Origin of the sequence: Sphingomonas sp. Leaf242 (genome assembly GCF_001422045.1) — a bacterium.
Classification (GTDB): domain Bacteria; phylum Pseudomonadota; class Alphaproteobacteria; order Sphingomonadales; family Sphingomonadaceae; genus Sphingomonas.
In genome coordinates this window covers 1-20,520 of sequence record NZ_LMLW01000005.1, presented here as the reverse complement: position 1 = coordinate 20,520, position 20,520 = coordinate 1, and the positions used below count along the sequence as shown (strand labels likewise).

The 20,520-nt window shown below is 58.2% G+C and carries 15 protein-coding genes and 1 tRNA gene; 7 read left to right on the top strand and 9 right to left on the bottom strand.

Features of this window, described 5'->3' with window-relative positions; translation table 11 throughout:
• Positions 1-1,465 precede the first annotated feature (1,465 nt).
• A complete protein-coding gene (locus ASF09_RS04595) occupies positions 1,466-2,392 on the bottom strand; it encodes an EF-hand domain-containing protein (RefSeq protein ID WP_060525144.1) in 927 nt (308 codons plus the stop codon).
• Positions 2,393-2,541: 149 nt separating this feature from the next.
• Here ASF09_RS04595 and ASF09_RS04590 point away from each other — a divergent pair, with 149 nt between their 5' ends.
• The 3 genes from ASF09_RS04590 to ASF09_RS04580 all read left to right on the top strand — a co-directional run bounded on the left by ASF09_RS04590 (position 2,542) and on the right by ASF09_RS04580 (position 4,846).
• Positions 2,542-2,901, top strand: coding sequence for a hypothetical protein (locus ASF09_RS04590; protein ID WP_060525143.1), 360 nt, complete (start codon positions 2,542-2,544; stop codon positions 2,899-2,901).
• 108 nt (positions 2,902-3,009) lie between these two features.
• Entirely contained in the window at positions 3,010-3,429 is a 420-nt protein-coding gene (locus ASF09_RS04585; RefSeq protein ID WP_082444077.1) for a GNAT family N-acetyltransferase, read from the top strand.
• Between the two features lie 187 nt (positions 3,430-3,616).
• Complete coding sequence (locus ASF09_RS04580; RefSeq protein ID WP_156359214.1) at positions 3,617-4,846, top strand: hypothetical protein; 1,230 nt, start codon at positions 3,617-3,619, stop codon at positions 4,844-4,846.
• A 1,173-nt stretch (positions 4,847-6,019) separates the two neighbouring features.
• On the opposite strand, the gene ASF09_RS20140 is transcribed toward ASF09_RS04580, so the two are convergent.
• Positions 6,020-6,379 carry a hypothetical protein gene (locus tag ASF09_RS20140; RefSeq protein ID WP_156359213.1) on the bottom strand — a complete coding sequence of 120 codons (360 nt, stop codon included), beginning with the start codon at positions 6,377-6,379 and terminating at the stop codon, positions 6,020-6,022.
• A gap of 602 nt (positions 6,380-6,981) precedes the next feature.
• Between ASF09_RS20140 and ASF09_RS04570 the strand changes: the two genes are divergently transcribed.
• Complete coding sequence (locus ASF09_RS04570) at positions 6,982-7,536, top strand: recombinase family protein (protein ID WP_060525147.1); 555 nt, start codon at positions 6,982-6,984, stop codon at positions 7,534-7,536.
• Positions 7,537-7,573: 37 nt separating this feature from the next.
• On the opposite strand, the gene ASF09_RS04565 is transcribed toward ASF09_RS04570, so the two are convergent.
• Positions 7,574-7,828, bottom strand: coding sequence for a hypothetical protein (locus ASF09_RS04565; RefSeq protein WP_060525139.1), 255 nt, complete (start codon positions 7,826-7,828; stop codon positions 7,574-7,576).
• A gap of 251 nt (positions 7,829-8,079) precedes the next feature.
• Here ASF09_RS04565 and ASF09_RS20135 point away from each other — a divergent pair, with 251 nt between their 5' ends.
• Together ASF09_RS20135 and ASF09_RS04560 are read left to right on the top strand one after the other, a co-directional pair.
• Positions 8,080-8,505, top strand: coding sequence for a hypothetical protein (locus tag ASF09_RS20135; protein ID WP_156359212.1), 426 nt, complete (start codon positions 8,080-8,082; stop codon positions 8,503-8,505).
• Entirely contained in the window at positions 8,498-8,704 is a 207-nt protein-coding gene (locus tag ASF09_RS04560) for a helix-turn-helix transcriptional regulator (RefSeq protein WP_060525146.1), read from the top strand. Before ASF09_RS20135 ends, ASF09_RS04560 begins: the two co-directional genes overlap by 8 nt.
• Positions 8,705-8,770: 66 nt before the next feature.
• On the opposite strand, the gene ASF09_RS04555 is transcribed toward ASF09_RS04560, so the two are convergent.
• From ASF09_RS04555 to ASF09_RS04535, 5 genes are all read right to left on the bottom strand, one after another.
• On the bottom strand, positions 8,771-8,968 hold the full coding sequence (locus ASF09_RS04555) for a hypothetical protein (protein ID WP_093401052.1): 198 nt from the start codon (positions 8,966-8,968) through the stop codon (positions 8,771-8,773).
• Between the two features lie 596 nt (positions 8,969-9,564).
• Positions 9,565-13,044: a YhaN family protein gene (locus ASF09_RS04550; RefSeq protein WP_060525137.1), complete on the bottom strand. Its 3,480-nt coding sequence runs from the start codon at positions 13,042-13,044 to the stop codon at positions 9,565-9,567.
• Complete coding sequence (locus ASF09_RS04545) at positions 13,031-14,281, bottom strand: metallophosphoesterase family protein (protein WP_235529610.1); 1,251 nt, start codon at positions 14,279-14,281, stop codon at positions 13,031-13,033. Before ASF09_RS04545 ends, ASF09_RS04550 begins: the two co-directional genes overlap by 14 nt.
• Before the next feature lie 411 nt (positions 14,282-14,692).
• Complete coding sequence (locus ASF09_RS04540; RefSeq protein WP_060525136.1) at positions 14,693-16,477, bottom strand: ATP-binding protein; 1,785 nt, start codon at positions 16,475-16,477, stop codon at positions 14,693-14,695.
• 5 nt (positions 16,478-16,482) lie between these two features.
• A complete protein-coding gene (locus ASF09_RS04535) occupies positions 16,483-17,556 on the bottom strand; it encodes an SIR2 family protein (protein WP_060525135.1) in 1,074 nt (357 codons plus the stop codon).
• A gap of 1,199 nt (positions 17,557-18,755) precedes the next feature.
• Between ASF09_RS04535 and ASF09_RS21185 the strand changes: the two genes are divergently transcribed.
• Positions 18,756-20,465, top strand: a complete 1,710-nt coding sequence (locus ASF09_RS21185; protein WP_443024953.1) for a recombinase family protein — start codon at positions 18,756-18,758, stop codon at positions 20,463-20,465.
• Here ASF09_RS21185 and ASF09_RS04520 read toward each other — a convergent pair.
• Positions 20,422-20,498: transfer RNA gene (locus tag ASF09_RS04520), tRNA-Met, on the bottom strand. The two genes, ASF09_RS21185 and ASF09_RS04520, sit on opposite strands and share 44 nt — an antisense overlap.
• Between the last annotated feature and the right edge of the window lie 22 nt (positions 20,499-20,520).

Sequence of the window (20,520 nt, the reverse complement as noted above, 5' to 3'; positions counted from 1 at the left end):
GCATCGCTACCCGTTACGACAAGCTTGCGGCTAACTTCCTGTCAGCTGTCGCGCTCGCAACAGCGGTCGCCTTTTGGATGTGAATGAGTCTGAGCCCTAGACGATTGGCAGGCGCGTTGGCAATCAGACGGGGCGAGAAGCGGTGGGAGCATCCCGATTGGAAGGATCGCCGAGAAGCCTGGAGAGTTCCCAAAAGGATGCTTGAGTGGGAACGGCAACGGGCTTTCCAAAAGCCGTCTCTGACCGGTGGATTGAGTAAGCCAGTGCCGGCGTGCATTGGATATTTGCATCGCAAACGCGCCGTATTTCCATGCTTCTCGATATGATGCACATGTCGTGATTTTTGCATCCGAGCGCCTACCGGGAATGTCGAATTTGTCACTTTCAGGCTGCCCATCAACGTGCTTTGCTAGGCGCAACCTATGGGAAGTATCCGCATGGTTGATGCCTTTCTCCGCATGCCGTTACGGTTCTGGCTTCGCGTCGGCACCGTATTTTCCGTGCTCTGGTTAGTCGTTGCAAGTTTAATGCGGTGGTCATTGCTATCGCGCGAGCATTTGAGAATATACTTTCACAACCTTGGATCTTGCCATTTGCACACAGTTGATTCCGGTAGCGCCTGCGTCAAACTTGCCGAGCATCAACTAGGGGTCAGTAGTAATTCTGTCTTGCCGCTATCTATCGGAACAAGCATTTTTCAGCTAGCGCTTATTTGGGCTCTTGGTGCTGTAATCGTCGGCGGCTCAAGATGGGCAAGCCGAACAGCAATACGATGATGATCGATTTTTATTAAACCGTCATATCCATAATATATAAATTACTAAGTTTGTATCATGTCTGCAATCGTCCCGATTTTGGTGCCGCATGTTAAGTAAGATAACAACTGATTGCAGATTAATTTTTGGTAGTATCAGTATCATACTTTTTGTGATAATGATCTGGCTAAGGTCAAATATTCCTTATAGCTCCGATCTGTACAATCTAATTTATTATCACTCGAGACCACAGAGGCCTGAGGATACTAATACATTCTATTAATACTTCCACTATTCTGCTGTCTTTCTACCGTATTTTCTCCATTCTTCTTTAGTGACATTATCAAAAAAAAGATGGTGTTGTACCCTACACTGATCCCTTATTTTTTATTGTATTTATCGCATTCTCGGTTGGTTCAATAGTTCAATTTAGCATCGTGGCGAAGTTTTATGGGATTTCAGTCTGAAAGGTTTATAGCACGTTGGCCGAATCAACCGACGAACCACACACCGTAGTGATACATAATAATCGCTAGTACTGTGCAAAATAGAAGGGCCGCCAACAACAGATATTGTGCTAACATTGATTGTTGGCGCATAAAAGTTATCTCCTAGACAGGTTGTTTACACTCGGTCCAACACTTGTGATTCTCTCTATAAGAGATTTGTCTGGGTTAATTTTCTATATCTTTAAGTTAGTAAGCATAAGCTTACTTTGTGACTTTAACCGTCACGGGCGACGAAATAGCCTTGGCATAGCGAGCCGGCGTTGCGCTAGGATCGAACAGAGAGACCATCGCCTGGACTTGGTAGATACCCGGCCCCGGAAAGATCGTTCGGGTCATTTCGTGGATGGCGACGCTAAAAGGGGCCTCTCCGCCGATAGAAGTCAACTCGCCGGACGCAAGCGGCGGTGGCGGCGGTGATCCTATCATTCTTTCTGCAGGCTCGACGAACTGGCCGGTCGACGATCTGACCAGAAAGGCGATCCCGCGTGTCACCTGAACGAATGGCGAGATAGCGAGACCATCACTCGTTGCAGTAAGATCCACTGTAAGCGACGCCATGCCGCTCATCGGCGCTGCGCCGGCCTTCAACGCTATTTTGATAGGAGTTGCTGATCCCGACCACACAGCCTGAGCGGGCGGATTCCATATCTCACCCGCCTGTCCGGCGTCCTTGGCACCTGATGAAGGACGTAGCGATACGCCTTCCGGCGTCTTCCCATCGCTTATGATCTTTTGCATAAATGCCATTCGTTCTTCTGGCGTCACCACACCATCGTGGTTTGTGTCCTGAAGCGCAAAAGCACGCTTTGCCGCGGCGATCTCTTCGGCGAGAGATATCCGACCATCCTTGTCGATGTCGCCTGCTTGGAAAAGTGCTGCTGACAACGGCGGTAGCGGATGAGCGGTATCGGTTCCCGGTATTGCCAAACCGTTCATCGACTTCGTGACGAACCCGGCCATCTCTGTTGGGGTGACGTATCCATCACGATTGGCATCCATCTTCTTATGAAGCGCGGTGGCGCTCGCCACGGACGTCGCTTCGGTGTCACGACCCAACGGATCGGGGCTCGATATCGCGCCGGAAGCGGCAGCCTGTGCTGCAATAATCAGAAGGAAAGGCATCACCATTTGCCATCCTAGCTCCGGATGACATTACACGTTGCTGACGCGAGGATTAAATCGACTCCCTCGGGTGATTTCTAGCCGCGCTCTTGATGCAAAACTTTTGATTTTTGCATCATGGAGGTAGATTGCGAACGACAGAAAAGGGGAGCGTGATGCCTGGGTTCTTCATCCCATCCGTGGAGGCAGACAAGCAGGAGGAGGCTTACGAGCAAATCGCCAGCTTTATTGGCGCAGCTCCTCGTGCTGTGGGCGATCGCATCTATTCCATGACATGGCGACATAACCGGACAGTCTGGACCGCAACAGTCGGCGAAAAGCTGCGGGGAATTGAGACGGTTGTTGCCGGTCGAGGCCGTGACAAGCGGGAACGTGAGCTTCCCCGCCACTCCGACGATACGGTGCTGGCGATCTTTCCCGGTAATCCCGGCCTAATCGCCCACGACAACAAAAGCCGGAGGTGGAACCTGCCAATCCTCACCGGAGAAAGCTGGAATATCGTGAGGTTTGGGTAAGCCAAGCTGGCCAGCGATTCTCGAAATCGATCGATTGCGAGAAAGCTTTGCGTTGCGATTACTGCCAGCTGCCATTGAAGTCCAAGGGCTGCACCGTATGATCACATGATGATCCTGAGCATCGTCATTCCCAACAACCCGTCGGATGCCGACCGCGAGGCGGTTCTTAAACCGCTTCTCGCCTACAACACCGCGCGTGCAGGCGATCCCCGCTTCCACCCCGTCGCCATTTTGCTGGCCGATGAGGCCGGCAATCACGTCGGCGGTCTATGGGGCAAATGTGCTTATGACTGGCTTTTCGTGGACCTTCTTGCCGTTCCGGAAGATCATCGGGGCGAGAACCATGGAAGGACACTTATGGAGCAGGCCGAGGAGATCGCGCGCGCCAACGGCTGCGTCGGAATTTGGCTCGACACCTACGAGTTTCAGGCGCGCGGTTTCTATGAAAAGTTAGGCTTTGAGGTATTTGGCACCCTCGACGACCATCCCGTTGGTCAGAAAAAGTTTTTCCTTCGCAAGCGATTCTGAAAATTGGCTTTGCTACGGTTCGCACCAATAGCGCATTAAAAACACCACCAACCCTGCCATTCCCAAAACTAGATCGGTTTCGAGAATGCCCGCGGCGTCTCGCTGGCCGTTCGTTTACGGGAACGCAGAGGCAGGGTAAAACGATTGGCGCACGAACGCGTCGCGACATTTCGTGGTGGAGGCTGTCTTGAAGCGTCTGGCCGTTTATTCCGCAGCTACAATCGCCGGCCTGATTACGGCCGCAGGGATGGCAGCTCCAACAGCGCCTTCCGGGGTCGCGGCCTTCATCCGAGATCACAAGCTGACGCGCTATACCGTCGCGTTGGCGGACCTGGACGGGGACAAGAAGCCGGAGGCGCTGATCTACGCAATGGCCACGTCTGAAGGTGGCGGCCAGGCCGACCTTTGCGGCAGCGGGGGATGCGACCTTTACGTGCTGGCCATGACGCCGACCGGCTACCGGGAAATCATCGATATCTCCGTCGCCCGACCCCCCGTGCGCGTTCTGGCGACAACTACGCATGGGTGGCGTGATCTGGGAGTGATGGTCGCTGGTGGAGGCATCGTTCGCGGATATGAGGCGCGCTTGCGCTATGACGGGCATAGCTACCCGGATAATCCGACTGTTTCACCGGCTGTGAGGCTGCAAGCTATCGCCGGGAAACAGATCATAGGGGAGGATGCCGGTCAGATGACCGACACTTCCAGCACGGCGATCAAGCATGACGCGGCGGTCCCCGGTGTCGATGAGGAGGGCCTGGACGGGTCCATTGGCCCGTATGGCGTCGGCGCGCACATGACGGTGAGGAACCACACCGAGTTCGTTGCCGGCCACTACTTCTACGCACGGAACCCCATCGACATAGGACTCACCGGCGGGATGGATGGGGATCATCTTGTCCTGCATGGTGCTGACGGATCAACGTTCAATCTACACTTCGAGACCGTCAGCCCGGCATCAAAACCGCCTCTGACATTCTATAATTCGACGTCGCTTGTGGGAACATGGACGAAGGGCACAACGACGCTGCCGGTAACGCTCGGAATGAATCTCATTGGTGGGCCGCAATGGGCCAGCCGGTACGAGGATGTGACGAAGGAATCGGCGAACGTGTTCGAGGCAAGAGCGCGACACTTCATAGACGGCGCGCTGTCCGGCAACAAAACTGAAGCGGCATCGGCGACTTCATTTCCCTTGAACATCGGTAGCCGCCGGGGTCTCGTCCGCACCAGGCAAGAGCTGTTCCGACGCTGGGATGAGATATTTACCCCATGCCTCCTGTCACGTTTGAAGCTGGCCGTTCCGCATGAGATGTTCGTTCATGACGGATTGGCGATGGTGTCGAACGGAACGGTGTGGTTCGACGCGAAGGGCGCGACGAGCATCGACACGCCAAACTGCAAGCGGGTGTCATAATATCGGCAAGGTGTCAGCTTAGGCGCTTCTCGAAACACGATCGGTTTCGAGAATGCCCGCGGCGTCTCGCTGGCCGTTCCCTTTCGGGAATGGCGTGTCGCGCCGAGTAGCGGAGTTGGGTCAGCAATTGACGTTCGCCCAAGCGAACGCCTATCTACTTGAAGAAGGCAAAGGACTGCGTAACGTGCAAAACAGGGTCAAGATCTTCTTCTGCTGCGTTATGCTGATCGGCGCCATCCTGACAGAATTAATGAGCATCTTTGGTCGGCTGCATGACCCCCTTCGACAGGGGGTGGCGATTTTCGCCGGTATCTTGGCCGCTAGCTTACTCCGCTCTGAGCTTCGGAAGCCAGTTGTGCGGGGTGGTTGAGGCTTACCCTCTCAACATTGCATATCCCTGAGCGTGGGCAGATTGCTGATTAGGCGTCTCGGCAATTCTCGATCCGAATTGGAATACCCCTGCCGTCTTGCAGCCTGTTCCTAATCGCCAAGAAGGTAGTGCCGGCGTTTAAAATGTAAATAATGGAGCTTGGAAATGCGTAAGGACGATGCCATCCGCATAATTAAGCACCTACCTGCCGGCTTTCTGGGCGGGCTGATGGTCATGATCCTACCGCGAACCTTGGGATAGAAGCCCTGGCCATTCAGCCGTGAAGATTGGTTCGTGCTCGGCGGCTTGCTTGTTGGCGAGATCGGCGCCCGCTCTATTCTAAGCGCCAGACGGCGACGAGCGTCATAGCAGTAGCGTTCCTGTTTCGGCATCCCGTTTGACACCGTTTGACGAATGGAGTGACATCGATCAGCATCCTACAATGTCATCCGTCCTCTCTCGGTTAGGTCGCTGGGCCATACGAAAGTCACGGTGGCGCACACCAGTGAATGTCTTCGCAGTGGCCACAGCTTGGCTGGTAAGCCGTTTAGTAGGCTGGAGTAGATGGCCTTTGAGTCGTCACGATTATTATTTCGCAGCTGCTTGGTTGGGTGTTGGTTTGGCTGCGGATGCATGGAGCTTCCGGTCCAATAAGGGGCGCGCACGAACGGCTGTAGGCCGGAGGGAGTAATTTCCCGTTTTTCATCGATTCCGAGAACGGCCTGACCTAGTGGCAACCTTCCACACTTGATGCAAAAATCAAAAGTTTTGCATCAAGCGCGCAACTAGAAATCATAAACCTTTCAGAATGAAATCCCATAAAACTTCGCCACGGTGTTAAATCGAATAATTGAACCAACCGCGAATGCGGCAAATACAATAAAGAATAACGGATCATTGTAGGGTTTAAAGCCATCTCTTTTTTTGATGCTGCCGCCAAAGAAGAACGGAGAAAATACGGTATAAAGACAGCAAAATAGCGGAAAAATAAATAGAAATGTATCCGTATCCTCGGGTTTTCGTGATCTAGAACTATAATAAACCAGATTGTACAAATCTGGACTATGAGGAATTTTTGACCTTAGCCAGATCATTGCCACAAAAAGCATGATGCTGACGCCGCCTAAAATAATTTTACAAGCTGTTGCAATCTTACTTAACATGAGCGCGCGCTAAAATTAGGACATTTGCAGGCATATGCAAAGGTCGTAAGTTCTATATTGTGAATATGACGGGTGATCCAAAGCCACCATCATCGTATTGATGTTCGGCTTGTCCATCTTGAGCCGCAGACAATTACGGCACCGAGAGCCCAAATCAGCGCTAGCTGAAAAATGCTTGTTCCGATCGCCAACGGCAAAACAGAATTACTACTGACCCCAAGTTGGTGCTCGGCAAGTTTGACGCAGGCGCTACCGGAATCAAATGTGTGCAAATGGCACGATTCAAGGTTGTGAAAGTATATTCTCAAATGCTCGCGCGATAGCAATGACCACCGCACCAAACTTGCAACGACTAACCAAAGCACGGAAAATACGGTGCCGACGCGAAGCCAGAACCGTAACGGCATGCGGAGAAAGGCATCAACCATGCGGATACTTCCCATAGGTTGTACTTAGCAAAGCACGTTGATGAGCACCCTGAAAGTGACAAATTCGACATTTCCGGTAGGATCTGATGCAAAACTCACAAATTTTGCATCAGATGAAAAACCGTACAAAACCGGGCACTTCCGTGATGCATAAATCCGATGCACATTGCGGGCATGATTTATGGCTATGCACGTGTCTCATCCACCGGCCAGGACTTGGCGCAGCAGCTCGCCCAACTCGACGCGGCAGGCTGCACTAAAATCTACCGCGAGAAGGTCAGCGCCGCGACGGCCGAACGGCCACAGCTCAAGCGCGCGATCGCCGCGCTTGATGCCGGCGACGTACTGATGGTCACCTCCACCGATCGTCTCGCCCGCAACACCCGTGACCTGTTGAACATCCTCCATGCCGTGAGAGAGGCCGGCGCAGGCTTCCGCTCGATCGCGGAGCCGATGGTAGATACCACCTCGCAGTTCGCCGAGGTCATCATCGCTGTGCTGGGGGTCGCGGCCAGCTATGAGCGCCGTCGTATTACCGAGCGCACCGCTGCCGGTAGGGTCCAGGCCAAGGCCCGTGGCGTGAAGTTCGGCCGACGCGCCGCCCTTACCCCTCACCAGCAGGCCGAAGCACTCCAACGGCTCGATGCTGGCGATACGCAGCGCACTGTCGCCGCCCTACTTGGCGTCGATCAGGCGACAATATCGCGGCTGTACCGAAGGGACCGCTGAATGGCCGGGATGGAGAGGAACACAGCCACTCAGAGGGTTATCGGGCGGGTGGGAATGCCTGTAGGTGACGCACGGCTACAAAAATCATCATTCCAGCGACGCCGCACGCGAAAATGGCGGCGTGAACTGAATGATCCACTTCTGCGTATCGGCTCGAAATGAACAAGCCGAAAGCTGAACCTATCAGGGCGTAGCGCGCGAGTGCGGGAAGATACTGTGACCGCATCACCATCATGATCACGACCGCGACGCCGCAGATCGCTGACGCATAGCTGAGCAGATCACTGATCACAGTCCAACTCCTCCAACTTCGAGCACGGTGTGACGGACAGCGCATGAGTGCGCAATGCCTGAAAATGGGTGTTTCTGCCGTTCCAACACGGTCTCCGACGCATCAGATTTGCGCATCACGATCAGGCCGCGTTTTAGCCGCTCACGGGATGATGCAAAACTCGTGATTTTTGCATCAATCTGCCCAAAACTGCTTGTTGACTCTAGTAACCTATAGGTTACATGTAACCTTAGCGTTACAGGGAGATCGACATGACAGCAATCGATGTAGCAGAACGTAAAAGCCGTTATCGGGCGACCAGTTTCTACGTTTTTGCCGCGCTGAGCTTGGTGACCTTGTGGGTTAGCATGGCAATGCCCGGGAGTGATCTTGTGCGAGGTATATGGACAGGACTGAGCTTCGCGGCGGCAATCAATCTGTTGCCGCTCGCTCGATGGCTGAAACCTAATAGCGCCGTAGCCCGGCTACTTGATGATGATGGGGTTCGAGAACATCGACGGATGAGCTGCACGGCGGGCTTCTGGGCGTCGATCGTATCCGCGTTTGCTGTCGCGATCACGGTGGAGGAAGCAGCTCCCATCAGCGCATTTGACGCCGTGCGTGTGGTCGCAACCGCAGCGATCGCAGCGGCACTTATCAGTTTTGCCACGCTGGAATTGCGTGCCGCTCGTGGGTGATCGCCTTTCCAATATCCTCAAGGCTGAGCGTGAGCGGCTCGGACTCACTCAGGGCGCGCTAGCAGAAGCTATCGGCGTTAGCCGTAAGACGATCAACACGATCGAAAATGGTATCTTCGTCCCATCGACGCTGCTTGCACTTAAGCTTGCGCGCACGTTGGATCGTCCAGTCGAAGCGCTATTTCAGATCGAGGAATAATCCCAAGCGGTCTGATGCAAAACTTTTGATTTTTGCATCAGGAGAGGCCGTGGTCCTTTTAACGCGTCAGAGTTGGCTGACCCGCATCGACAGCTGGATAAGCAGGACACAGCTGATGAAGCCCATCATCAGCGGGAATTTCCGCGAATTGTCGCCGATGCGGCGAACTTCCGCACGGTAAATTCGGTAGATAGCTACGCTGGACCCCAGCGAGAGTATCGCCAGGGCGGCGAACACAGCGGGATGATCGATGGTATCGCGCATGGGTATCGCGCGACTACCGATCGTTACGACTATCAGCGCAACGCTGAAAGCGAGCAAGGAGGGCTTCATGCGCATAGGCGGCAGACATGTGCCGCAGTCCGCTTATCGCCACAAGTGAACTGCTCAACGTCCGACATTCGGCACTTCGTGCTGTCGCAGAAGGGACCCCTTTTGCAACGCGGCCCCTGCTAGCTTCGATTCTCGAAATAGGATCCCTTTTGAGAATCGGCTGATGGCAGCGGTGTGCAGAAAACGGCCGTTTTCCGAACCATTGGCATACGACCGGCCCGAGCCGGCCCTTGCCGCGGGCCAATGTTCATCAACCGGTTCGGAAANGAGCGCCGATCATCCTGTTGGCCTCGTCGAATGACGGGTTCCGTCCGGAGCCGCCGTTCGTAACTCGCTTTACGAACGGCTTGAGTTGGTCGCCAGCTGCCGCGCCTCCGTGACCCATCTGCAGACATTCAGGCTGCCCGAGCGGCTCCCCGGGTTCGGACATTCATTCAGTTTTCGATTTCGGCTTTGATTGATCCGCGACCCGATCTCAGCAGTGGGGACGCCGCGTTTTAGTCGGCCTGTCCCTTTTCCAGTGTAGTTCAAGCCTTCTCGAACGTAACGACGTTCGCCAGGCCCCGTGCCGCGAGCGGCGCGGCGAGATCCCGCACGCTCCGGTGGTGTGTGAACAGCAACACCTGGTTGCGCACCCCGAACTCGGCGAGCAGTTCGAGCGTTGCAGCGCTGCGGTCGTCGTCAAAGTGAACGAGGACATCGTCCGCGATAAAGGGTAGCGGCTCGGTCGCGGCGCCGTAGTTTTCGAGGCTGGCGAGGCGGAACGCCAAGAAGAGCTGGTCCCTGGTGCCGTCGCTCATTGTCGCGACCGACGCGGTGCCGCCGCCGGCCCTGCGGCCGACGACTACGGGGTTGCCTTTGTCGTCAATGTCCGTCTCCACGCCCTGGAACTCGCCGCGCGTCGATACCGCGAAGAACTCGCTTGCGCGGCGAATCAGGGGATCCTGCTGCTCGGCGCGGATCGTTGCCATCGCGGCCGTGACCAAGTCCCGCGCGGTTCTCAACTCGAGATAGCGCTCAAGCGCCTGATGCATCTGGGCGGCGGCGCTCTCCCGCCTCACCACCGCGCCGGCGACGCCGCTCTCGGCGACAAAGCCGGCGAGCGTGTCACGGGCCGCCTTTTCCGCGAGCACCGCCTCCTCGACCTCGGTTTCCAGCGCGGCAGCACGCGAGCGGTCCTCGGTCAGCGTTGCCTGCAGGTCGTCAAGGTCGGCACTGCCACGCTCCGAGCGGAGCGCATCGACGTTCAAGCCACCCCCTAGGTCGGCGAGGCTGCGCTCTGCCCGAGAAATTTCGGCGATTAAGGCTTGGTACTGATCGTGGCGGCTGGCCTTCTCGGGCAATCCCTCTCCGGTTTCTGGACAACCGGCGAGCCGGGCCAGAGCAGTGCGTTCGGCAACCGCGCGTTCGACTGCGGACGCCGCCTGCCGGACCTCAAGTTTCACCTCCTCGAGGTCCGGCAGTAGTCCATCGCGCTGCGTTCTGAGCGTCGCGTTGGCGTCCAACCGAGCTTTCAGCAGCTGCGCGCCGGCGACGCAGTCCGTACTCGCCTCGATGCCCAGCTCGCTGAAGAGCGCATTCACGCTGGCGGCGAGGCCTGCCTCGTCCTCCTCCATGCGGCTGACGCGCTGACGCGTCTGCGCGATCGCCGATAGGACGCCGCGAGCGCTGGCCCATTCGCTGAGCAGTTCGTCCGCTTCCGTCAGGCCCAGTGTCCCGGTTGCGCCTATGAAGGAGAGCGCCGGTGCCCACTCGGTCTTGAACGCGGCCTCCTCGGCATCCATCCGGTCGAGCGAAGCCCGGACGGTGGCGGCCTGGGACCTCAGCGCCTCGACTTCTTTCGATAGGCGCCGGTGGTCTGCATGGAGCAGCTCGTGCCGACCGTGCGCCGCGACCAGCGCCTGCATTCTCGTCGCAAACTCCGCTGCGGGCACGATGCCGAGACGGCGTTCCGCTGCGCCCGCCAACTCAATGGTCGGTTCGAGAACTGCCCCGTCAATCGCCAAGGCGGCTTCCTTCGACTGGGCGACCGCCGCCTGCTCGAAGAGCTGCATGCGCCGTTCCGTGAACGTTAGCAGCGACGCCAGGATCGGATGGCGCGCTGTGCCGTCGGGGAAAGCCGCCCCAAACGCCGCGACCCGACTCTCTAAGTCGCGCGAAAGGGAGGCCATTTCGTCCTCGGCCGCGTTCAGGATGCGCGTCGCGGCAGCGACACGTCGCTCCGCCTGAATTAACGAAGCGGCACGCTCCGCCTCGTCGGCCCGTCGGTCGGCCAGGCCGTCGGCCCCAGCGAGGGTCGCTTCATAGGCGTCCGCCAACTGAGTCCTAGCAGGCTCGGTCCCCGACGCCGTTCCCGCGACGAAGGCCGCGCGGATGGGGGACCACTGGAGGCTTCGCGACGCCCGCGCCTCGCGCACGGCGTTGTCAGTAGCTATGGTCCCCGACGCTTCCAGCGCGTTGATGTCGGCCCTGCCTATCGCGACGTCCCGCGAGGCCTGCCGCTTGACCCTCTCCTGTTCGATCCGCCGGGTCTCGAGCCCGTCGCGGGCGGCCTGCTCGGCGCGGACGGCCTCCGGCGTGGGGCAGGCCAATGCTTGCAGTTCCTCAATCGTGCCGAACCCCAAGGCGTTGATTGCTTCCGTGATCCGTCGGGACTCGTCATTGAGGTTCCGACGGCGCGCGTCGATGCCCGCCTTCTGCGCCGCGATTGCGCTGAACTGCGAGGACGTGGTCTCAAGCGCGGTGTGGAAGCCGCCGCCCTCGAGCTCCGTGAGGCGCGAATGAGCAGCCTCAATCGTGTCGTCGATCTCTGCCGCGCGCTCACGGGCGACCGCGTGTGCCGGCCGGCGCTTGTTCGCCGCCGTTAGGAGCGCGCGGACCTTTTCGGTCGCGTCCCTTGCTGGCAGGATAGCGGCGAGGTCCGCATCGGTTGGGAGCCCTAGCATCCGGCGCAAGCCCGCGAGCTGGGCCTCGCCCTGGTCGATCTCGGTCTGCCTGTTCACCCGGTCTCCCCGGGCCTTGGAGACGTGGATCGAGAGCTCGGCGGCATCGCAAATCCGAATTTCTGCCGCGACTAGTTCCGACGACACCGTGAGCCCGTCGATGCGCACCTGGAGGCGGTCGCGCCGCTCGGTCGCCGCTTGGAGCTCGGCTTCCGCGTCGCTGAGCGCGGTGGCCGCCGCGAGTACCCGCGTGGCGAAGTCGAGGGGGAGGTCGGTCACGTCGGCGAAAGCGACGAGGGAAGTTGTCAGGTCGTCAAGCTCGCGCAGACGCGGTACAACGCGGATGGTCCGCTCGATCCGCGCGACGCGCGCCGCTAGCGTCAGCCTCTCGTCGCGCAGGCCGGTCAGGCTGGCAGCGGCGGTGAGTGAGTGCTTGCGGGCCTGTTCGTAGGTCTCTCGGGTGAACTGACCGGCGCGCACCGACCGGTCCGCGTCCTCGAAGGTGTCGAGGTGCTGGTAGAACGCCCGGGTGGAAGAGCGGCGCGTGTCGAAGAGGCGGCCGGCCTCCTCGTCGATCGCGTCTAGCCGTGCTAGGAGTGTCCGTAGGCCGCCGCCCGCCTCTACGATGAGCCGGCCTATGTCGCCGTCGGCCTGTAGAAGCCGCTCGCCGCCGGCGCGCAGTGTGTCGTGGTTCAGCCCGAACAGGGTCCCGAACCGGACGCGCGTGATCGCCCCAAGCACCGGCGCAAGCGCGGTGTCATCGAAAGCGGTTCCGTCGGTGTCCGTGAGCGTCCTGCCCTTGCCCTTGCGGCGCCTCAGCGAAATCAGCCGGTCGTCCGCCATGCGCATCGATGCGCTGATCCGCATGCCGTCGTAGCCGAAGAGGCTCCCGCGGGCAGTGTTGGGCGGGATCGAGAAGAGGAAGTCGCTTATCGCCTCAAGGCAAGTGCTTTTGCCGGCCTCATTGGGCCCATAGATCACCGCGAGTCCCGCGCTTTCGGGGATGATGAGGGACCGCTCGGCGTAGCCGCCATAATTCTCGATTCTGAGCTCAGTCAGCCGCATGGCCCACCTCGCTGACCAGCGATCGCGCCAGCGCGGCGGCGCGGGCGGGGATGTCGGTGCGCATCTGCTCGATGAACGCGTCCGCATGCGCGCCCGCCGGCAGCTTCGCGCGGATCTCGGCGAGCCGTGCCTCGAGGGTTGGCTCGACCGCATCGCCCGCCAGTCTGTCGATCTCTAATGCCAGCCGGCCCCCAACGCTGGGGTCGACTGTGCCCATGTTCGGTGGCGGGGTCGTCGCGATCACGAGCTTCTCGAGCCAATGGTCGCCGGAAAGGGTGGCAAGCAGGGTCTCGATGTCCTCGCGCAGCGCCTCCCGGTTCAGCGTCATGTGTGCATGGAGCGGCGTTGCCCCATGGAGCGTGAGCCGCAAGGCGACCGGCCTGCCCTCCGCGGCTAGCCCGACCTGAGCTAGCTCGCCTCGAAGTGCGGCGAGCATAGTGGTCTGGTCTTCATGCAACGTCGCGTCGAATGAAGCCGAGTGCCAGCGCACTACGTCGAGCGCGCGGTGCTCCACGACCTCGATCCTGCCGTCCTTTACGGTGACGAGTATCGCTCCTTTGGGTCCGGCCTCGCGCGCATGCCTTCCCTGCAGGTTGCCAGGATAGACGATGTGCGGGTGCTCGGACAGTATGGCGCTTTCGTGCACGTGGCCGAGCGCCCAGTAGTCGTACCCGTGGTTAGCGAGCTGCTCGGGCGTGCACGGCGCGTAGCGCGCATGCTCCCCTTCCGATCCGGCGCAGGCTGTGTGCAGCACGCCAATGTTCAGCGTCCCCGCCGTCGCTTGTGGGTAGTCGCGTGCGATGTCCTCGGACACGTCCCAACGGGGGTAGCTGCGCCCGTGTATCGTGACCTCGACGTCGTCCAGCGACCTCGAGGTGGCGGCGGTCTTTGGGAAGACGTGCACGTTTGGGGTCATCGAAAGCTTGTCGGCGAACCTGTTCTGCGAGTCGTGGTTGCCGAGGATCATGAATACGTCGATACCGGCCTCACCGAGGCGCCGCATTCCATCCACGAAGTAGAGGCCGGTCTGAAAGTTGCGCAGGTCGCCATCGAAGATGTCCCCTGCCAGCAACACGAAGCGGCAGCTCTCGTCGATCGCAAGTTCGACGAGGTTGTCGAACGCCTCACGGGATGCTGCCTCGACCCGCGCAGCGAAGTCCGCCGACTTGCCAGCCAGCCCAAGGAGCGGACTGTCGAGATGCAGATCCGCTGCATGGATAAACTTGAAGTCGGGCACTTTTCCTCCCTCTGCGCAGCGCACCCACGGTGCGATGGTGTACCCCATTTTCGAGCGCGGTCGAATCGTCCTTACTCGGCGCCTACTTCTGTGCCACTCCAAGCCAAGACATCGGAAGGGGAAACCAATCCTCTGTCAGAGCTATCGCGCGTAGTTCGCTCGCCGTGCCGCTCTCTGCCGTGAGCTGTAGCAAACGCACCCTCTTGGCTGGAATACTATCGACCGAACCGGCGCTGAGCAGCGAACCGCCAACATCGGCACGCTTTAGTGAAAAGCTCATTCGGCGATCACATTCGTAGCACTCAGGTTGTTCGTCCAGATACGGAATTTATGAGGAGCTGGATCACGCATCACAGTTGCGATCCAGCCCCACCACATGCAGCACGATCCAAATGACCGAAGCAGCGTCGCTCAACCCCTCGTTTGAAAACGCATATTTTCTACGGCCTGAACTAGGTCGACCGCGACCTTCGGCTCACACCATCGCTGCCAGAAAGGGATCGTCGCGCTACGGGGTGGGTAGGTTGGCCTACCCATACGGATTCGGGTGGGTAGCAGCGTTGCATCGCCAACGACGACGGCCTCTCCAATGTCCAGCGTCGGAAGAACCTCCATCAACCCCTCCAGGCTTTCTGGGAGAAGCTGCTTAACGACGGACTGGTCCGCCTTATTGGCAAGCCGCAGGCTTATGATGTTGCTGCACTGGCTAAGGATAGTGGTACTGACGTCGGAAGGCCTTTGGCTCACAACGAATAAGCCAACCCCATATTTCCTGCCCTCCTTTGCAATTCTCTCAAAGGTCTCAAGTGCCCGGCGTTCCATTGGGCCAGCAGCAGACGACTGGTTAGGAAGGTACAGATGAGCCTCATCACAGACGATTGATACGGGATGGCGAGAATCACCGTCGGCACCAGGGGCGCTCCAAAACTGTATCTGATAGACTAACCTGCCGACTAGACCAATGACGACCGGCAAAAGGTCAGATGGCACTTCTGAAAAGTCGATTACCTTAATGCCCGTCGTCGTTCCATCTGCCGCTTTACCTGTGCCAAGCAATTTTAAAGCAAGAACATGGAGAGCATCGTAGCTCTGGTACGTCGGCGGCGCTTGGTACATAAACCCATAGCGCCGATCTGCCATTTTTGTTTTTAGCCTAATAAGGAAACGCGACAATTTTCCATTAAGTGGTCCTTTTTCTGTCTTAGAAAGGCCCTTACGAGGCCCACTTGCGTATGTCTCTCCAGTATCAAATGTCTCATCGTTTTTATCATCAAGAGCGGCGACAAGATCTGAGAGTAGATACGGAACGGGGGTGTCAACTGTAAAACCCTCTAGAAGGTCGGCCTTTCCTAGGGCCATGATTGACTTTTTCTTCATCTCGTTGACGGAATCCATCAAAGCGAGCGCCTGATTTGGCGCATTTTCACCAGAGCGATCTACAAATACCGATTGCATTTCATCGTAGGTGAGCAGCCAAAACGGTAGAAAAATTGCGCCCGGCTTTTCGACAGCCAAGTCGCCGATACCAGCAATACGATAATGCGAGGCAAACTTCAGGCTAGAATATTCGCCATGTAAATCCAAGAGAATAACATTGGCGTGATCAAGTTGTGAAGCTTGCTCCAATATTGCTGAAACCGTATAGGATTTTCCGGACCCGGTGCTTCCTAATAGCGCGGCATGCCTCTGAAACAGCTTGTCACCATCAATATAGGCAGTCGCTTTCCCATCCAGAGTGTATGTTCCAACCTTAAGTGGAGCAGCGGCTGAACTTTTCGATGAAGCTGAAAGTATTCCCATAAACTCTTCGAGGGATTTCTCCTCAATGGGAAAAACAGGGCGATTGATCTCGGGAAGAGAAAAGATGGCGCGAGTGAACGTATCGCGGGCAATTCCATCTCTCTCCCGGTAGGTGCCAACCAAACTGATTGCCACACCATTCTCCTCTTCCGGAAGAATGGGCTCGTCATCGCCAAATTCGTTGTCACCTAGCGACGGCATATCGACGGGGTGCCGCCACACGCGCTCAATAATTCCAATTAGCCACTCGTCACCTGTTGATTGTATGGCTACCAAACGGCCTACTCGTGCCCGCTGAAGGCGCTCCCCATCGGTAACTCTAACTGTAATCCGGGACGTCTCGACGCTACGCACCTGCCCAATCGCCTGATGGTCATCGAAGGCAAAAATCGACATCAATCCTACTCCAAATATTGTTTGAGGAACGTGTCGAGCTCCCAAACCGGCTCGGCAACGGTTACGGTACGACCGTCGAAGTGGGCCTCTGCGCCTCCGCTGCTGCGTTGGATTGCTAGCACGTGGCGATGCCGCTTAATCACCTCCCGTATATTTGGGGTGAAATCGCGAGTGATGATTGCGGCCGGCATTCCGGCCTCAAGCCTATTGCGGATTACGCCTTGAAGATGCTCATCGTTGAAGCCGAAACCGACGCAGAGCAGGGCAGCGGCGCGGCCAACGGCTGCGTTCATTTCGCCGCGCATCCCATCAAATAGACTGTTGATTAAAGCGTCTTCGTATTTGCTGGGCCCTGGCACTACGATCGCTCGGGGTGCATCTGAGACATCATTAAGAACTTCGATCGGCTCGCCGTCACAGGACTGCCAGGTGATTGACCCATGCGGCTTCATCAGACGAACATTAACGCACGGGCGGTGCTCGTAGCTGGTTCTTTGCTTATTTGAAGCTAGAGAGCGACGATATTGGGTTTGAAATATTGGGTTAGAACGCGCCCTGCGCCGCCTTAAGCCGGTAAATCCAGTATCAATCGGGACTTCCGCCAAGTCACTAAATAGCTCGATCAAAGTATCGTAATTTGTTGTAATAACCGGAATACATTCTGCGTTCTGCGGAGCGCCATTATAAAGACGTCTAAGAAGGCGAGCGGGGGCCGCCAGATGGGGATCTCTACTTGCCAATATCTCAGACTCAGCGGAGTGGGTTCTCGATATTATCAGGCGCGCTGTCTCTTCACGGATTGCCGCGACAACCTCCTGTCTCCCGGGGGCGCCGCTCGGAATCGTGTTCAGGCCATCCTCAAGATTCACCTTAATGGCCGGCAGAGCACCATCCCAAAGGGCGTGTGCCTCCACCGAGGAAATCCTCGTATCGACTGCTGAAGCCAGATGCCCGCCGAGTTCGGCCATTCCGGGCAGACCGTACCCGCACGAAAAGCCCGATCCGATGAGGAGAAGTGGCGTAGCTCGAAAAAGCCCCTGTATCGCACTCGCAATTGCCTCTTCGGGGGTGGCGCTCATGACAACGTTCCACCGCAGCGGCTTTTCCGCCCCTGCGTGTTAATCGCTCCCAAGTGATTTGATCTAACAGCCGGGATGTATTTTCGCGTATCGCTGAACAGCTTCGGCCCCCTCGTTTTTTACCCTACGCGATAAGAAAGGCGCTTTGCAGATCAAAGGCAATCGCTTGAATGCTCGGGTCGTGGAAACAGAGGCGGTCCCTAACCGGCATTGGCCGAGCGCTGGCGGTCGCTGTGATCGGAAATTGGAAGCGAGAGAAGCCTTCGAAACCGTGCAGGGAGCGCCTTCTGTGGCTAACTCTCTATCGGTTTAGCCTGAACGAACGTCCGGTTATGTTGCTTGGCGCTCCGAAGCGGCCAGACCGGAATCCCACCAGCAACGGCCGATTAGCCCCCCGCCCCATCAAATGAACGAACGTCTGTTTACCGAAATCAACGCGCGAAAACGGCCGGTCCGCTTTCCACCATTTTCGTCATTTCCAATTTGCGCCCCCGGATACGACGCAAGAACCTCCGTCCCGCCCGCGGCCTTTTCGGGCGGCTTTTGGTGCATGCGGGAGATCTGATGCACCTCGCGGTAAAGCTGGGCTTTGCCGCCGGGGATGCGGCGTCCTGCCGGATGCAGATTGATGCAGCTGGCAGCGCTCCAACAGGGTGGCTTCGACGAAACGCCGAGTCGCACGGACCACGCGAGGTTAGCCTGTCATGCAACCGTAATCCGGCAGCTTCGGCATGGCGTAATCTTGTAGAAAGCCTTTCTACAAGATCAGCGTGTGGACGTGCGGGTGGCTGGTGACGCAAATTTCGCCACGTCCTCCGCCATGGGTCGGGCTCCTGGAAGCTCGGGTTCGGGGCAGAGGCACGATGGTCCATCCGGCGCCGGACGGCGTCAAAAGCCGAAGAGATAGAGATGAACACCCCCGACAATGATGACGGCTCAGATGCTCTGCCCGCTCGCGTGCGCGCGGTCCCGCATAGTGCTGTTCCACCAAATCTGCGCCCAAGGCCGCTGAATCAGCACGCCGCCAACGATACCTATCTCGACTTCATGGTATTTGTGNAGTGCTGTTCCACCAAATCTGCGCCCAAGGCCGCTGAATCAGCACGCCGCCAACGATACCTATCTCGACTTCATGGTATTTGTGAGGGCATTTGCACGCGCAAACGCCGTCAGGGATCTTCGGGAGCACAGTGCCGCCAATGACAACACGAGCCGTAATATACGCCCGCTATAGCAGCGACCGGCAGTCGACGACGTCGGCGGAGGACCAGGCTCGGCTATGTCGCACCCGGATCGACAAGGAAGGCTGGGATCTGGTCGAGGTCTTTGCCGACCTTGCCATCTCGGGCGCTACGCGCAATCGGCCAGGGCTCGACGCCCTGATGAACCGGACCAACGCGTTCGACATCCTTGTGGCAGAATCGCTTGACCGGTTGAGCCGTGACCAGGAAGATATTGCCGGCCTCTACAAGCGGCTGCGCTTTGCGGGCATCCGCATAGTCACGCTGTCGGAAGGCGAAATTGACCAGGAAGATATTGCCGGCCTCTACAAGCGGCTGCGCTTTGCGGGCATCCGCATAGTCACGCTGTCGGAAGGCGAAATCTCGGAACTTCACATCGGTCTCAAAGGCACGATGGGAGCATTGTTCCTGAAGGATCTGGGTGAGAAAACCAGGCGTGGTCAGATCGGCCGGGTCGCGCAAGGCCGTATTCCTGGCGGGCTGAGCTACGGCTACAGGCGTGTGGTGGCGCTTGGCACCGACGGCGAACCCGAGCGGGGCTTGCGCGACATCGATGAGGCACAGGCTGGCGTCGTCCGCCGCATCTTCGAAGAGTATACGGCCGGCCGCAGTCCGCGCGCTATCGCCGAGACGCTGAACGGTGAAGGTGTCCCCTCGCCTTCGGGTAAAATGTGGCGCGCCAACACCATCAACGGCAACCGCGAGCGCGGCAACGGCATTCTCCACAACGAGCTATATGCCGGCATCATCAGCTACAACCGGCAAAGCTTCGTGCGCGATCCCGTCAGCCGCAAGCGGGTCGCCCGGCCCAATCCGCGCGACCAGTGGGTTACCCACGAAGTGCCGGCCCTGCGGATCATCGACGAGCAAAGCTGGGCCGCGGCACAGCGGCGGCTCGAGCACGGCCAAGCGCTGTCGCCTGCGCGTCAACGACGGCCAAAGCGGCTGCTGAGCGGGCTGGTCACATGCGGCACCTGCGGCGGTACGTTCACCATCATCGGCCGCGACCGCTGGGGGTGCAGCACCGCCCGTGAAACGGGCACCTGCAACAACGGCAGAAGCATCGTCGACACCCAGCTGGAGACACGTATCCTCGGCGCACTGCGCGAGCGCATGTTCGAACCAGATGCAGTCGCTGCCTATATCGAGGAATATCGCCAGGCCTTCACCGCCCAGCAGAAGGACCGGCACAAAGCCCGTCGCGGGCTGGAGAAACGTGAAGCCGAGGCCACACGCCGGATCACCCGTCTGACGCTGGCAATTGCCGACGGCGCCAACGCCTTTGCAGAAATCCGCAGCGTGCTCGAAGAGCAGATCGCCACCCGCGAACGCTGCCGGCGCGATTTGGCCGACCTCGACGCCGAGCCGGTGCTGGCGCTGATGCCCAATCTGGCGGAGAGCTATCGGCGCAGCGTCGTCCAGCTTGGCGCGGCGTTACGCGGCGATGCGATCGAGCAGGAGCAGGCACGTCAGTCGCTGCGGGCGCTGATCGACCAGATCGTTGCATCCCCTGCCCCGGACAAACGCGGCGTCGCGCTGGAGATCCGTGGCCGGTTTGCGCAGATGATTGATCTCGCAAACGAAAAAAGCGCCCCGCGAGGGACGCCTGATTGTATGTCGAAGATGGTTGCGGGGACAGGATTTGAACCTGTGACCTTCAGGTTATGAGCCTGACGAGCTACCGGGCTGCTCCACCCCGCGACGGTCTGCGTATTGGCAGACG